The 15,485-nt window shown below is 70.7% G+C and carries 7 protein-coding genes (1 of these 7 cut by a window edge); all 7 read left to right on the top strand.

Features of this window, described 5'->3' with window-relative positions; translation table 11 throughout:
• The first annotated feature begins 6 nt into the window (after positions 1-6).
• On the top strand, positions 7-1,398 hold the full coding sequence (gene eccD, locus ACTWQN_RS03775) for a type VII secretion integral membrane protein EccD (RefSeq protein ID WP_443201889.1): 1,392 nt from the start codon (positions 7-9) through the stop codon (positions 1,396-1,398).
• A 9-nt stretch (positions 1,399-1,407) separates the two neighbouring features.
• The gene (eccB, locus tag ACTWQN_RS03770) at positions 1,408-2,739 is read left to right on the top strand and encodes a type VII secretion protein EccB (RefSeq protein WP_443201888.1); all 1,332 of its coding nucleotides are present in this window, start codon (positions 1,408-1,410) and stop codon (positions 2,737-2,739) included.
• 16 nt (positions 2,740-2,755) lie between these two features.
• Complete coding sequence (locus ACTWQN_RS03765) at positions 2,756-5,233, top strand: hypothetical protein (RefSeq protein ID WP_443201887.1); 2,478 nt, start codon at positions 2,756-2,758, stop codon at positions 5,231-5,233.
• Between the two features lie 84 nt (positions 5,234-5,317).
• Positions 5,318-8,617 carry a right-handed parallel beta-helix repeat-containing protein gene (locus ACTWQN_RS03760; RefSeq protein WP_443201886.1) on the top strand — a complete coding sequence of 1,100 codons (3,300 nt, stop codon included), beginning with the start codon at positions 5,318-5,320 and terminating at the stop codon, positions 8,615-8,617.
• Positions 8,618-8,724: 107 nt separating this feature from the next.
• The gene (locus tag ACTWQN_RS03755) at positions 8,725-9,138 is read left to right on the top strand and encodes a YbaB/EbfC family nucleoid-associated protein (RefSeq protein WP_443201885.1); all 414 of its coding nucleotides are present in this window, start codon (positions 8,725-8,727) and stop codon (positions 9,136-9,138) included.
• Between the two features lie 20 nt (positions 9,139-9,158).
• Entirely contained in the window at positions 9,159-9,707 is a 549-nt protein-coding gene (locus ACTWQN_RS03750; protein ID WP_443201884.1) for a hypothetical protein, read from the top strand.
• A 127-nt stretch (positions 9,708-9,834) separates the two neighbouring features.
• Positions 9,835-15,485: the start of a DnaJ domain-containing protein gene (locus ACTWQN_RS03745; protein WP_443201883.1), read on the top strand. The gene runs 21,523 nt beyond the window's last position; only the first 5,651 of its 27,174 coding nucleotides appear in the window; it begins with the start codon at positions 9,835-9,837; its stop codon lies off the right edge, out of view.

Below are 15,485 nucleotides of genomic sequence, written 5' to 3'. Positions count from 1 at the left end.
GAGCTCATGACCAGAGCCGCGGAGCTGTGCCGGATCACGGTGTTCGGGCCGGACGGCAAGGCCGATCTCGCGGTCCCGGTCTCCACGACCGTGGCCGACCTGCTCCCGGTGCTGCTGAGTCACACCCGGCGGCAGCCGCAGGCCGACGAGCCCGGTTCCTGGGTGCTGCAACGGCTCGGCGAGCCGCCGCTGGACCCGGACGGCACCCCGGAGACGCTGGACTGGCTGGAGGGTGAGCAACTGCACCTGCGGCCAGCCGACTTCCCGTTGCCGGACCTGGACTTCGACGACCTCGCCGACGGCATCGCGACCGCCGTTGCGCAGCACAACGACCGCTGGCGGCCGGAGTTCAGCGGCGCCCTGTTCCGCACGTTGTCGGCCGCAGTGGTGGGCGTGATCGGACTGGTCCTGGTGGGCAACGGGCCGACCGCGCTGCACGCCGGCTTCGCCCTCGGGCTCGCCGTGGTGTTCGTGGCCGCCACCGTGCCGATCGCCCGGAAGATCCAGGACGGCGCGCTGACCAGGTTGTCCGGGCTGGCCGGCTGCGCCTTCGCCGCGCTGGCCGGGTTGATCACGTTCGACGGCGTCCGGGACGCGACAGCGGTGACACCCCAGGGAATCCTCATCGCCGGGGCCGGCGCGGCGGTTGCGGCGGCCATCGTGCTCGTGCTGTGGCGGTTCGCGGCCGAGGAGATTCCGTACGCCCCGTTCTACACGGTCCTGCTGGTGGCGGTGACGGCGATCTGCGCCATCTGGATGGGCGACGGTTTCGACCTGCGGCCGGGGCAGGTCGCGGGCGTGCTGGCCACCGTGCTGTTGGGCGTGGTGGTCTTCGCGCCCAAGCTGGCCATCCGCGGCGCCTACCTGCGCGGGCCGCAGTTGCCGCGCAACGCCGACGACCTCCAGCAGGACATCGACCCGGCGCCGGCCGGCGAGGTGACCTCCAGAACCGCCTTCGCGGACCGGTATCTGAGCGTCGCGATGGTCTGCGCCTCCTCGGTCTTCGTGGGGGCTTTCCCGTTCATCCTCGCCGAGCCGGGCTGGATCGGGTGGACGATGGTGACCCTGTTCTCGTGCGCGGTGCTATTGCGATCACGCGGTTTCCTGGGTGCCTGGCAGCGAGTGTCGCTGGCGGTGGCGGGAACCGCCGGACTGTCCCTGTTGACGCTGTTCTACGCCCAGGTCTTTTCGCCGGCGTGGCGGATCGTCCTGCTGCTGGGCCTGCTCGTGGTGCTCTTCGCCCTGGTGAAGGCCGCGCTGCGACCCGCCAACCGGCGCATGCTGCCGATCTGGGGCCATCTGGCCAACATCTTCGATGTCTGCACGGCGCTCGCGGTGGTGCCGCTGCTGCTGCACCTGCTCGGGCTATACGCCTGGGCGCGCGGACTGGCGGGGTGAGGACGGGTCATGCAAACCCAGCGTGACCATGTGCACGCCTACCAGTTCCTGATGGGCCGGATGAGCTCCGCGCTCGTGGTCAACGACCCGGCGAGCGCCGAGGTGCCGTCCCGCCGGGCGTTGACCGGGCTGATCATCGGGATCGTGCTGGCGCTGCTGATCGCCATCGGCTTCGGCGTCTACGGGCTGATCCGCCCCGGCGGCAACACGTCCTGGCGGCAGAGTGGCGCCATCGTGGTCGAGCGGGAGACCGGCACGCGGTACGTCAACGTGGACGGCTTACTGCATCCGACCGTGAACTACGCCTCCGCGATGTTGCTGCAGGGCGCGAACGCCAAGGTCCAGCTGATCTCCCGGGCATCCCTGGTGGATGCGCCGCGCGGTGTGCCGATCGGCATTCCGGACGCGCCGCAGGCACTGCCGACGGTGGACAACCTGGTCGGCTCGCACTGGCTGGCCTGTCTGCCGGACGCAGGTCCCACGGCGCAGGGCGTCAACCTCGACTTCGACCCGGCCACGCCCGCCGACCTGCTTCCGCCGGACCGCTACGCCCTTGTGGAGGCCGTCGGCGGAGTGCAGTACCTGCTGTCGAACGGCATGAAGCACCGGGTGGCCGATCCGACGGTCACGGCCGCGCTGGGCATGGCGGCCGTGCGGCCCGTCCCCGCTCCGCAACCGTGGCTGAACGCGCTGCCGGAAGGCCAGGTTCTCTCGGTGGCCGAGATCGAGGACGCGGGGAAGGCCGGACCGGCGGTCGGCGGCAGGCCGCATCCGGTGGGGCAGTTGTTCGAGCACCACGCCGCCAACGGCGCCGTCGAGCTGTTCGTGCTCCGCGCGGACGGATTGGCGCCGCTGAGCCGGACCGAGTTCCAGTTGCTCGACGCTCGCCCGGGCTCGCCCGACCCGGTGCCGATCGACGCCGCCGCCGTCGTCTCGACGCCGCGCTCGCCCGACCGCTCGCTCACCCAGCGGATTCCCGACCTCAGCGGCGCGCGTTGGGAGGACCCGGGCGCCAGGGCGATCTGCCTGCGGCAGGTGCCCGTCGGCGCGCAGGTGACCAGCCAGGTCGCCTTCGCCGCGCGGTGGGAGGCGACGAGTCCGAGCGTCCGGGTGCCGCTCGGCCACGGCGTGGTGGTCGCGTCGATGCCTGCTCCGCCCCGGCAGCGCGTGCCGGACCGGTACCTCATCACCGACCAGGGCATCAGGTACCTGATGCCGGACGACGACTCGATCCGGGCACTGGGATTCAGTGGTGCGCCGGTCTACCCGATCGCGAACGAACTGCTCTCCGCCCTGCCGCCCGGCCCCGAGCTCAGCCGGGCCGCGATGGGCGTCGAGTGAGAAGGGAAAACCGCTGATGCCCCAACTGATCAGGCGCCGTCGTGCCGACCCGACGGTCCTGCTGTCCAAGCACACCATCGGCAACGCGCTGGTGGTCTGTCCGGAGCAGAAGATGACCGAGGAGGCGCGGTCGCTGGCCCTGGCGGTCGCCCCCGACACCGAGAACGAGATGGTGGTCGTCGACCTGCCGGCCGGACTGCCGATCTCGACGTGGGACACCGTGGCCGACCTGCTGCCCCGGCGCCGCCGCGGTGTCCGGCTGGTGCTCGGCGGGCGGTCCAGGGAGACCACCGCGCTGGCCGGCCAGTGGCTGTCGGAACGCCTCGGGCGCACGGTGGTGGCCCCGGACGGCGTGATCTTCCGGGGCGCCGGCGGGACGCTGTTCGTCGACGCCGGCAAGGGCAGCGGCTGGGTCCGGTTCCGGCCCGGCCGCACCCCGGAATGGGAGGCGAAGCGTTTTCCGCGCCCCAGTTGGGATTCCGGCGTGGTCGACCCGATGCCCACCAGCGCCGTGGGCATGGCCGAGCCGATTCCCGGCGGGGTGTGGATCCACTCCGTCAACAACGACATCCGGTCCAGCGGGCACTGGTCGCGGCTGGCCCGCGGCATGCCGTGCCAGCCGGACGTGCTCAGCGTCGTGCTCGGCTGCCCCGGAACGCCCCCGCTGTCACTCGACGACGTGACCCGGTTCTGGCGGCGGCTCAGCGACCAGGTCCGGGAGAAGGTGCGCTTCGTCCAGTACGGCCCGGTGCGCCTGCCCGAGGACGACTCGCTCGGCCAGGCGCTCGCGGACCTGCTCGACGTGCGGGTCTCCTGCTACACCGGCATGCCGGTGGGGTCGCCCTCGGCGCCGGACATCTACACGATGTGCGCGGACGGCGAACTCGGCTGGAAGAGCTTCGTCCGGGAGGTCGCGTATCTGCCCAAGACGCACCCGTCGTTCCAGGAGATGCCCACGCAGCTGAGCCACCGCATCCCGGTCGACGGGCTGGAGCAGATCTCGCCGGCCGTCTACTGGTACACCCCGGACGCGGTCGTCGAGGTCGTGCAGTCGGGGCTGTGGATGCGGCCGCCGCAGGACCCCGAGAACGCGGCGGCGGTGCGTACCAGGCAGTGGAACCCCGACCGCAACGTGCTGGTTTTCGACTCCACCGACGAGAAGCGGGCGGCGCGGATGCGCCTGCTCTCCGAGGATCTGCTGGCCCGGCTGGATCCCGCCACGCGGGTCCGGTGCCGGCTCCTGCCGGCCTCGGAGGCGGGACGCGAGGCGCCGCGCGTCGTCGGCGCCGCGCGCGGCGAAGTGGAGATCGATCCCGAGCAGGCGAACCCGCGGATCGCGGAGGAGCCTGGACTGCCGGACGCGCCCGCCGACTTCATGATCCCGGCCAACGAGACTTCCGTCGATGTCGCCGTTCCGATCCCGGTGTCCGCCGGCATCATGTCGGCAGGCACTGTGTCGTCACGACCCGCATCCCGCCAGGGCGCGGCGATGCCGCTCCGGCTGGAGAGCTCGTCGGTGTCGACCGCCTTCGAACCGTCGGCACACCGCCAGGAAGCCGCCGCGCCGACGATCACCGGCGGCGCCGTGCCTTCGGACCTCGTACCGCCCGAGCCCGTCCTGAACGCCGAACCCGAACCCGCCCCGACGGCGACGACCGCCGAAACCCCCGTCGTGAAGCCGAAATCGGCGACGCGCATGCAGCCCACGCCGAAACCGGAGGCATCCGCGCTGGTGTCGGGCCAGGGCCTGACCGAGGAACGCGCCTGGCTGCGCCGGACGCTGAGCCGGGAGTTCGACACCCTGTCGCACTCGATTTCCCGGATCCTTTCGGAACATCCGGGCTTCCAGGGCGCGGATTCGCGGTCGTCCACCGACGTGCTCACCGACACCGTCGCCGTCCGGCTCTACCTGCTGGGCCAGGGCGAGGCGATCGACCAGGCCCTGCGCACCGCGGAGAACGGACCGCACGTGCCCTTCGCCCGGTGCGTCGTCGCCGGGCTGAACAGGCTGCCGTCGCATCGCGGCGCGACCGCGTTCCAGGCCACGCCGACGGCACGCGAATGGCAGCTCTACCGGCAGCGCCGCCTGGTGACCGAATGGGGATTCACCAACGCGCTGACCGAACCCAGCCCGGACCAGCGGGGCGAGGTCGACGTGCTGGTGTGGTCCATGACCGGCCGCCGCACCCGACTGCTGGAACCCGACGGCGCCGACCGGGCGGAGAACCGCGTGGTGTTCTCGCCCGGTACCAGCTTCAAGATCCTCGAACTCGCCGAGCCGCAGCCCGGCGGCGTCCGGGGCGGGATCATGCTGCGCGAACTGGCCGAGTCCGAAGTGGACGAGACGGGCCGGGTCAACGCGCGGGTCGCGCTGGACGAACTGGCCATCAACTCGCTGCGGCGGTGCGTCGAGCGCTGGTCGGGCGCCGAGCCGCGCGGCGCGGTCGGGGAGTCGGCCCGGCGCAGGTTCGGTGCCCTGCCGGGGCTGGTGTAGCGGCGGTGGCGGCCACATGACGGGGGCCGGTCACCTCGGGCGGGCGGTGCGGTGGATGGGCGGACGGGAGAGAGGGGACGGGCGATGAACCGGGAACTGCTGGTGGTGGGGGGAGATCGGCCGGGCGCGTTCCCCTCGATCGGCGCCGCGCTCGCGGCGGCCCACAACGGCGCGACGATCGGCGTGCGGCCGGGCAGGTACGAGGAGAACCTCGTCGTCGACCGGGTGGTCAGCATCGCCGCCGAGGACGGCCCCGGGACGGTCGAGATACACGCCGCCAAGGGCAGCGCGCTGGTGGTCGACACCGAGGGCGTCCAGCTCCGCGACCTGACGATCACCTGCGACGACGGCCAGGTCCCGGCGGTGGACGTGCGCCGCGGCGAGGTCGCGCTCGACGGCTGCCGGGTCGGCGGCTCGTCGTGGGCGGCGCTGCTGGCCCGGGGAACGGGCTCGCTGGCCACCCGCGATTGCGAGGTGAGCAACGCCGGCGGCGCCGGGATCGTGATCACCTCGTCGGCCGCGAGCACGGTGGAGGACACCGTGGTGAGCGACGTGGCCTCGTCCGCGGCGGTGGTCGGCGAGAACGGTTCGCTGATGTTGCGCCGGTTCGCCGTGCGGCGCACCGGCGGCAACGGCGTCTGCGTCAACGGCCGCGGTCGCTGCGTGGTCGAGTACGGCACGATCAGCGAGGCCGCCAAGCCCGCGGTCGTGGTGGAACAGCAGGGCCAGCTCAGGGTCCGCGAACTCGGTGTCAGCGACAGCGCGAACGTCGATCTCTACCTGACCGGCGGCGACTCGATCGTCATCACGGACGCCACGTTCGCCGGCGCCGCCGCGCAGGCCGCGCACATTTCCGGTGCGGCGCGGCCGGAACTGCGCGGCTGCACGTTCTCCTCCGCCGGTCGCTGCGCGGTGCAGGTGACCGGGCAGGCGTCGCCCCGGCTGATCGAGTGCGTCATCGAGGACTCGCCGGTGGGATTCGTCGTGGACGGCGAGGCGTCGCCACGGATCGAGAACACCTCGGTGCGCGGGTCGACCGAGGCGATCGCGCGCGTGTCCACCGGCTCGACCGCGTTCTTCTCGGGTTTCCGGGTCGCCGCGAGTTCGGGTTCCGGTCTGGTCGTCACCGGCGGCGGCAAGGTCACGTTCGACGACGTCTCGATCGAGACAAGCACCGACGCCGCGGTGGAAGTCTCCGAGTCCGCACGGGTCACCTTCACCGACGCGAGGATCACCACGGGCGCCGAGGCCGCCCTGGTGCTGACCGGCTCCGGGCCGGTGGCGCTGACTTCGGCGTTGCTACGCGGCGGCGGTCTGGACACCGGGCCGGGCGAGGTCTCGATCAGGGACAGCGAGATCGTCGACGTGGTCTCGGACGGCATCCGGGTCGCCCGCGGCGGCTCGGTCACGGCCACCCGCTGCCGGGTGCGCGGGTCGGGCCGGCACGGCGTCCATGTCGCCGACGGTGCACGCGCCGAGCTGACCGAATGCGAAGTGCTGGACAGCACCGGCAACGGCGCGCATCTGGAGACCGTTGAAGTGGTGCGGCTGAGCCAATGCGTCGTCAAGAACAGCGGCGGCGTCCCGGTCTGGCAGCGCGAGGACAGTCACCAGGTCACGGTGGAGAACCTGGTGACCGACGGCGCGAGCCCCGCGCGGCGGGACGACGTCGCGCAGCCCGAGGCCGAGGTCGCCGAGCCCGGCGACACCACGCTGCGCGAGGCGGGCGGGACCCTGCTCGACGGGCCGCTGGCCGAACTCGACTCGCTCATCGGCCTGCAGGGCGTCAAGCACGAGGTCCGCGGCCTGATCAACTTGATCCGGATGTCCCAGGTCCGTCAGGAGATGGGCCTGCCGATGCCGCCGATGAGCCGGCACCTGGTGTTCGCCGGCCCGCCCGGCACCGGCAAGACGACCGTGGCACGGCTGTACGGCGCGGTGCTCGGCGAGCTCGGCATCCTGTCCAAGGGCCACATGATCGAGGCGGCGCGGGCGGACCTGGTCGGCCAGTACATCGGCTCCACCGCCATCAAGACCACCGAGCTGGTGACCAAGGCCCTCGGCGGCGTGCTGTTCATCGACGAGGCGTACACGCTGACCGCGAACACCGGTGGCGTCGGCCCGGACTTCGGTCAGGAGGCCGTCGACGCGCTGATGAAGATGATGGAGGACCACCGCGACGAACTGGTCGTCATCGTCGCGGGCTACTCCGAGCTGATGGGCAAGTTCCTCGAATCCAACCCCGGTCTAGCCTCCCGGTTCACCCGGACCATCGAGTTCCCCAACTACAGCGTCGAGGAACTGGTCACCATCACGAGCAACCTGTGCCGCAAGCACTACTACGAGCTCACCGACGACGCGGTGGACGAGCTGACCGCCTACTTCACCCGGGTGCCGAAGGGGGAGACGTTCGGCAACGGCCGGGTCGCCCGCAAGCTGTTCGAGGAGATGATCAACAACCAGGCGTCGCGGCTCGCGCTGTCGCCACCGGCGAAGGACTCCGAGCTGAGCCGGCTGACCGCGGCGGACCTCGCCCCGGAGATGGCGCTCCTGGAACAGTTGCCCGCGGAATCGACCACCGCGCCGGACGCCGCCCACGATCCGCGCTCGGCGGTGCGCGCCACCCGGGCCTGGCAACGGATGTCCGAGCTGATCGGCGTGGACAGCGTGCGCCACTCGGTCGGCGAGACGCTGTTCTCGTTGTGCGAGCGGAAGAATCACCGCAGGGCGCTGGGGCCGCACGGCAATGTGGTGCTGGCCGGGCCGCAGGGCAGCGGGCGCTGGGAGATCGCCCGGCTCTACACGCAGGGGCTGTCCGAGCTCAGAGTGGTCGACGTCGGCCAGATGGTCGGCGCGTCGCTGACCGCGGAACTGTTCCCGGAGTGGCCGGGGCAGGCGGAAAGCCTGGTGCGCAGGGCATTCCAGGACGCGCGGGGCGGTGTCCTCCTGGTGGACGCGGACGTGGACGGCGAGGTTCAGCCAGAACAGGCCGAAGCGCTGTTGGTCGGGTTGCGTGAGTACGCGGCCGATCCCGTGGTGGTGCTGACCGGTGCCCGCGAGAGCGTGGACGCGCTGTTCGCGCGAGCGCCGCAGTTGCGGGAATGTTTTGGCCTGCAATGGGAAATCGGCCCCTACTCGACCGCCGACCTCGCCGCGATCGCCGTCCGGCACCTGCGTCAGCGCGGTCACGAGGTCCCGGACGAGGTGAGCGCGGCGATGCGTGCGTACATCGAGGAATCCGGCGAGCGGACCGTGTACGGCGTCCACCGGTTGTCCCGTCACCTCGCCAGGACCGCCGCCTCCCGGACGCTCACGCTCGCCGATCTGGTCGGGCCGGGGCAGCGGACCGAGTCCACGCTCCGCGGGCTGGCCTCGGTGGGGTGAACCTCCGGGCAGACCCGTTGCCCGGAGGACTCCGATCGGCCCTTCGTCGTCCAGACGCGGGGCCGTCGTGCTGTTGATTGAAGACGAGTCGTGTTCAGGAGGTCGTGGTGTCCGAAGTGGATCGGCGCGGCGTGGAGATGCTGCGCGAGGAGTACGAACGGCAACTGGAAGGCATCAACGAGATGCGGCGACGGCTGACCGCGCTCTCGGCGACCGCGGTGTCCCCGAAGCGGGAGGTGTCGGTGACGGTCGCCGCCCAGGGCGTGATCACCGAGCTGAAATTCCTCACCAGCGCCTACCGTCGGTTGCCGCCGAACGAGCTGGCGGACCTGGTGACGCGCACGATCGCCGAGGCGCGGGACAAGGTCACCGAGCAGACCGCGGAGATCATGGCGCCGATGCTGCCTCCCGGAATGGACGCGAAGAGCATGCTGACCGGCGCTCTCACCGCGGGGGAACTCGCCCCGTCGGAGGCCAGCCTGCCGCCCCTGATCCGTGAGCGGATGAACCGTCGGATCTGAGGACCGGAGGAACGAGGGTCATGAATAGGTTCTGGGTGGACCCCGAACGCCTGGCACAGAGTGGCGGGGGTTATTCGGAGGCGGAGAAGCGGCTGGAAATCCTGCGGCAGGACGTCGCCGACATCCCCAGCCGGTATGCCGACAGCTTCGGCGATGACGAGGAGGGCCTGGAGTTTCAGCGGAACTTCTACCAGGGCCACGAGAACTTCACCGACGGGGTACGCCTGCTGGGCCACCAGGTGGGATACGTCGGCGACGGCGTGCACCAGAACGGCAAGGCATACGGGCAGGCCAACGAGGACGCCGAGGAACTGTCGCACCAGTTCCGGAACGGTACCGAGACCGCCGCGCAGCCACCGGGTGACACCACTGGGCCTGCTGTTGGTGGGTTCGAGGCGGCCAGCACGACTCGGGAGTGGAACCGGCCGGGGTGGCCCGACGGGGCGGCTGACCGCGTTCCGTTCGACCCCCCACCGGCGCTCCAACCCGGTGGTGGTGTGACGCCTTCGGTGGAGCCGGAGGTGGGACCTGGTAGTGGTGTGACGCCTCCGGTGGAGCCGGACCGGTGACCGGAGCAGGCCGCCTGATCGGCTCCGTATCGAAGTCGCCGGTGATGACCGGTTTCTGTCGCTAGCCGCCGGACTCCGGGCACAGTCCGGCGGATCGTTCCCCGGTTCGATCGAATGGTGGTGAGTGATGGGCGAGATCCAGATTCCCAATGACGGTTTCTGGGGCCCTATCTACTATTCGATGTACGCCCTGACCGGGATCAGGCCCCCGCAGGTCATCTCGAACGACCTGTACGCCCTGGCGAACGAGCTGGACGACCGCGCGACCGCCCTGGAGCGGTCCGTGGAAGGGGTGGACTCGCTGTCCGCCGGAGTGCTGCAGAACATCCGGGGGCAGACCGCGACCGCCTTCGCCGAACACACCGACGGGCTGACCCGGGACGTCCCGCAAAAGGCGGCGATGGCTCGGGACATGGCGTATTCGTCGCGCATGTTCGGGCTGAACGGGGAGGAGACCGAGTACGAGATCCTGGTGACGCTCGCGTTCTTCGCGGCGCAGATCTATGCCGTCATGCTTACGCCGTGGGGTCCGGCGCTGCTGCCGTCGTACATCACCGCCGGACGCAACGCGGTCCGGGAGATCATCAAATTGGGCAAGCAGCAGGCGAAGTCCATCAACGGATGGATGCGGGCGGCGGTCGACGGAGTCCAGGAGGGCGGCCAGGAAGTCGTCGAATCCGGTGTACCGCAGGTCATCACGAACATGAACGGCAATCGCGAGGGTGGACTCGACCCGCAGACGCTCTACATCTCGTTCCTGGCGGGCCTGGGCGCCGGGCTCAACGGTGCCGGCATCCGCGCGCTGGCGAAGCAGAATCCCATCACCAAGGACATGATCCGTACGCCGGTCGGCGCGGGGCACGTCGACGTCCTGTCGGAGTTGCCGGTCGAGGGGGCGATCGCGGGCATTCTGGGCGGCAACTTCGACCTGTTCGGGACGTACATGTCCGGCCTGCTGATGGGTTCGATCGGGCAGGGGGCGCACAACTGGGCGGTAGAGAAGAAAGCCGAGATGCAGTCCGAGCAGTCCGGCGGTTCGGGCGGGTCGAGTTCGACTCCCGACATCCCGCAGGGCGAGGGACTGCCCAGTTCGGAGGAGGTGCCCGACGTCGGCGGCCGGTCCGGGTCGGAGACACCACCGCCGGGCACCGAAGTTCCGGGCGGCGAGGACGTTCCCGACACAGTCGGAAGTGGTTCGGTGCCCGGCGAGGAAACACCGTCGCCCGGCGGTGTGCCGGGGTCGGAAGGCGGGTCGGAAGGTGGGCTCTCGCCCAGTCCGCAGCCCTCCGGCTCCCAGCCGCCCACCACCCCGCCGCCGGGAGTGGTCGGACCCGGTGGTGTGGCGCCGGGAACCACTCCGTCCAATGTGGACCCTGGCGGCGGTCGGTCAGCCGATCAGACGCCGACCGGGACGCAACAGGACGTCGTTCCCGATCCGGTACAGGACGGTACGAGCGGCGCTTCGCCGGTTCCGCCGGGTTCTCCGGGGCCTTCTTCATCTGTCCAAAGTGGATTCGTCCCGCCGCCCGTGGTTACCCAGCCACCCACCCAAGGGGGATTCGCGCCGCCTCCGACGGGAACTCAGCCGCCCGCCCAAGGGGGATTCGCGTCGAGCGGAAACGCCCCGTCTCCTGTTCCCGGCCAGCCGCCCCAGCAGAGCGGGACCGCGCCGCCCGCAGTTGATCAGCCGCCCGTCGAAGTGGCATACCCGCCATCGCCCGTGGATGGTCAGCAGTCCGGGCAGAACGGATTCGTCCCACCCGCGACGGGAACACAGCCGCCCGCCCAAGGAATCACCCCGCCGACTTTGGGTTCGGACTCCGCCCCGGTGGATCAGCCGCCGTCCACCAACCCCGGGCGTTCACCCGAAACCGGCGGACAGCAGCCGGGTCTCGAAGGCATCGGCGGGAACCAGGGCCTGCCGGGCTTCGACACGTCGCAGCCTCCCGCCGACGCCGCGCAGCAGGACACGGGACGCCAGGACAGTGCCCAACAGTCCCCGCAGCAGCTTCCGGCGCAGCAGACGCCGCCCCCGCAGGTCCCCGGCCAGCAGACTCCTGCTCAACAGGGTCCTACCCAAACAACACCGACTTCGCAGTTCCCGGTCCAGCAGGACTCCGGTCCGCAGGTGTCCGCAGAGCAGACCTCGGTCCAGCAGACTTCGAGCCAGCAGATCCCCAATCAGGCGGTCTCCGAGCAGCAGACTCCCGCGCAGCAGCCCGATCGGCCCGACGCGGTCCAGCAGGACCCGACGCAGTCGGATCTCGGACGCCAGGATCCGACCCAGCAGGATCCAACCCAGCAGGAGTCCGGTCGGACACGGGAGTCGGATCGGTCCACCGACACTTCGCCGGACGAGACAGCGTCGTCGACGGGACGGTTCGGCAGCACACAGGTCGTTCCGAACTCGGCGGTTCCGTCCAGCCCGGCGCCGTCATCCAACACACCCGCTCCCCAGGGGGACGTTTCCAAACCCGAAACCACCGCACCCGCGCAAGGCGTTCGGCCGAAGTCGGACACGGCCCTTCCGCCTGTATCGACGGAGCGCGCGGCGCCCGTCGGCACGGAGACCAAGCAGCCGCTCCCCTCGGTCCAGGTGCCGGGTGAACAGTCCGCCCACCTGGACAAAGCGACCGAGCGGGCCATAGACGCGCTGACCGACCCGTCCCAAGAGGACGGCCTGCCCGCCTATGTAAAGCACGACGGGCTGCCTGCCTACGCGGATCTTCCTCAGCAACCTCCGGTCGTGCCGATTCGTCCGTCCGCGCCGCTGCGCCCCGACGATCGGGATTCCTCCGACCGGCCGGAGGAATCCCGTGGTGCCCAGGACTATGCCGACATTCCTCCCCCGCATCCCCGGCGGACCGGCAACCGGCCGGTGCCCACCTTGCGGCGCAGCGATGCCGACCCCACTCAACTCGGCACGCCCGACGAAGAACTCCCGCCCTATGAGGAGCGGCCGCCAACCGATGAAAGCCAGCAGCCGCCCGCTTACGAAGACACCCAACGTCCGTCCGCGCCGCTTCGCCCCGAGGACAGCGACTCGTTCGGGCAGTCCGACACGGCCCCCTCGCAGGTTCCCTTCCCGATCGCACCGGAGCGGTGGGAGGCGTTCCGCGGGTCTGTCCGGCCCGTCAACCGGGGCCGCGACGCGGGCAACCACTTTCCGGGGCTCGCCCCGTTGCGCCGGACCGATGTCAACCGCGCCGACGCGATACGTGAGCTCCTCAACAACGAACGCGGCAACCGCGAGGTCCCGGTCATCCAGTCCCGGTACGGCGTCCGGCGGATCTCCCACGTCACCGAGAACGGCACCGACAACGTCACCGAGCTGACGATCCGGATCTCGCTGACACCGGGCAACGGCATCACCCGGCAGCAGCTCGACGACGTCTGGTCGGCCGCGCGGGAAGGTGTCGACGGGCACTTCAACCAGCCTCGCCACACCTTCCGCACCGGCCCCGCCGGTGACCGGTTGTTCGTCCGGCTGGAGCGCGTCGGTCCCGACGAACAGCCGGACCTGCCGGTCACGGTCACCGACGACCCGGTCCAGAGCAACGACATCGAGTGGCGTTCGGACATCAGGCCCACGGAAGCCGCGCACGAGATCGGGCACCGAATGGGGCTGCCCGACGAGCACAACGCGGGCCACGGCCCGGAAGTCCAGCTCGACATCGAGGGCTCGCTCATGGGCGACTTCTACGCCGACGCGCCCGAGGGGCAAACCCAGGCCGGACTCCGCGACCATCACCTCGACGTGCTGGGCGCCGCCATCGGCGACGACATTCCCACGTTCACCTACACCGACAATCCCGTCGCGAACGGCGATCAGCAGAACGTCGCCGCACCGCCGGACCACTCCACGGACGGCCAACGCCCAAGCGCCCCACGTCGCCGTAACAACCTCGTGCTCGGCGACCGGCGGCCGGGCAGTGGTCCTGGCCAGGTCGCGCCGTGGATCGACAGCGGTGGCAAAGACTTCCAGCAGGCTCTCCGGCAGTACTCGATCCGGCCCGTCGCCGGCGGCGGGATCGTCGGCCCCGCCCTGGGTTCCCGCGACCTCGGCAACCGTGGACCGGGCTTCGTGGCCACCGTCATGGCCACCCCGGATGTGGACCTCGTCAGGCTGGCCCAGAGCTACGAGCGAGGCTTCCGCGATCCCGTGTCGAGGCGCGGACGCTTCGCGCTGTCGATCGGGGTCAACACCCGGGGCGACGAGGCCGCCGTGCGCCGGGCGGTCGAGAACTCCCGGCGGGAGTGGGCGCGAGTGGGCACCTTCCCGGTCGCGATCAACGGATTCACCTGGGACAACCCGGCCATCAGGGGCGAGATCGCCGACGCGAAGGACATCCCCTGGGGTGCGATCCGGGAAACCGTCGTACGCCATCCCGACACGGAGACGCTCGCGCGGCAGATCCGCCAGTCGGCGCCGAACAGCGAGGTCTACCTTCACACCGGCGACGCGGACGTGCGATCGTTGGTAACCGACGAGGGACCGCTGTTCGAGGTGGTCGGCGACAGGTACGCCAAGGCCGAATTCCCGCCCGAGGCGATCAGCGGCGGCTACCGTCTCGCCGAGACGGACGGAAGGCTCGCCACCGCGGCGGCCAGGCTGGACCTCGACGTCCGCCGGGCCATGTCCGCCGTCGACCCGCGCAGCGTCTACTTCCCCGAGCCGAACACGTTCGTACGGATCTCCCCGGACCTCGGCGGACGCCTGGAAAGTGGCATCACCTTCGGCGCCAGGAATCCGGACGGACGCGGCTTCGCTTACGGGATGCGGGAAGGCCGGGGCCTGATCGACTCGGTACTGGCCCAGCGCCGGAACCTGTGGGGATACACCGGTGACTCCAGCCCGGACCGGATGGTCCGCTTCGACGCCGACCTGGCGGTCACCACCGACGGCGGGCGCCTTGCCGCGAAACTCGGGGACGGCGACGGCCTGCGGCCGGAGCGGTTGCTGGACCTCACACAGAGCCACGCGTCCAGAAAAGGCTGGTCCGACCAGGTCGAGCACTACATCGCGACACTCCACCCCGATGTGCCGCCGAACACGGCCAAATCCCTGGCGGGCATCGCCTTCCACGACATCCCCACCGTGGACGGCAGGCCTCCGGTCAAGCTGGACCTCGGCGACATCGCCAGCGAGCTGTCCAGTCGCGACAGAACAGTGCTGCGGGACTTCAACAGGACGACACCGCCGAAAGTGGCGGACCGGCTGTACGACCTCGCGCTGAACACCCGCGATGCGCTCATCGACGGCCTGGCGCGAGAATCGGCGTACCTGGGGGCGCCCCAGCAGGTCTCCGGGGCTCGGTCACCGGACGCCCGGCCCGCCGAGCCTGACCGCCGGCCCGTGGTGGACGGCAAGACTCACTTCGTGCCGCTGGAGACACAGGATCCCGCGCAGGCACAGGGAAATCTCGATGACATCGTCCGCGAGAGCTTTCCCCGCGCCCGGGCGGCGGGGGTGCAGAACCCGTGGTTCGAGATCCGCACGGACACGATCGGCCAACCGAGCCCAGCGTCGCAGGGCGCGTCCCGGGAAGGCCCCGGCCGACGGCTGCCGTTGCGCCCCGAAGACCGCCATGCCCGTGGTGGCCGTCAGGAGCGGTCGTCCACCACCGAGCCGATCGTTTCCGGTGGTTCGGAGCGTTTCCAGCAGGGCCTGCGGGATCGCCGGATCACTCCCGTCGGTGAGCCGGTACTGGTGGGGCCGCCGGTCAGCTCGCGGCGGTCCCCCGGTACGCCGGATGTGGGGTTCGTGGCCACGGTTCC

The organism is Saccharopolyspora antiqui (assembly GCF_052246905.1).
Taxonomy (GTDB): Bacteria; Actinomycetota; Actinomycetes; order Mycobacteriales; family Pseudonocardiaceae; genus Saccharopolyspora.
Note: the sequence above shows the minus strand (reverse complement) of the source record. Positions and strands in the feature narration are given on the sequence as shown.

Bases quoted from the DNA above. Each gene is read 5' to 3' on its own strand.
- eccD (WP_443201889.1), top strand. From the start codon at position 7: ATGACCAGAGCCGCGGAGCTGTGCCGGATCACGGTGTTCGGGCCGGAC.
- eccB (WP_443201888.1), top strand. From the start codon at position 1,408: ATGCAAACCCAGCGTGACCATGTGCACGCCTACCAGTTCCTGATGGGC.
- ACTWQN_RS03765 (WP_443201887.1), top strand. From the start codon at position 2,756: ATGCCCCAACTGATCAGGCGCCGTCGTGCCGACCCGACGGTCCTGCTG.
- ACTWQN_RS03760 (WP_443201886.1), top strand. From the start codon at position 5,318: ATGAACCGGGAACTGCTGGTGGTGGGGGGAGATCGGCCGGGCGCGTTC.
- ACTWQN_RS03750 (WP_443201884.1), top strand. From the start codon at position 9,159: ATGAATAGGTTCTGGGTGGACCCCGAACGCCTGGCACAGAGTGGCGGG.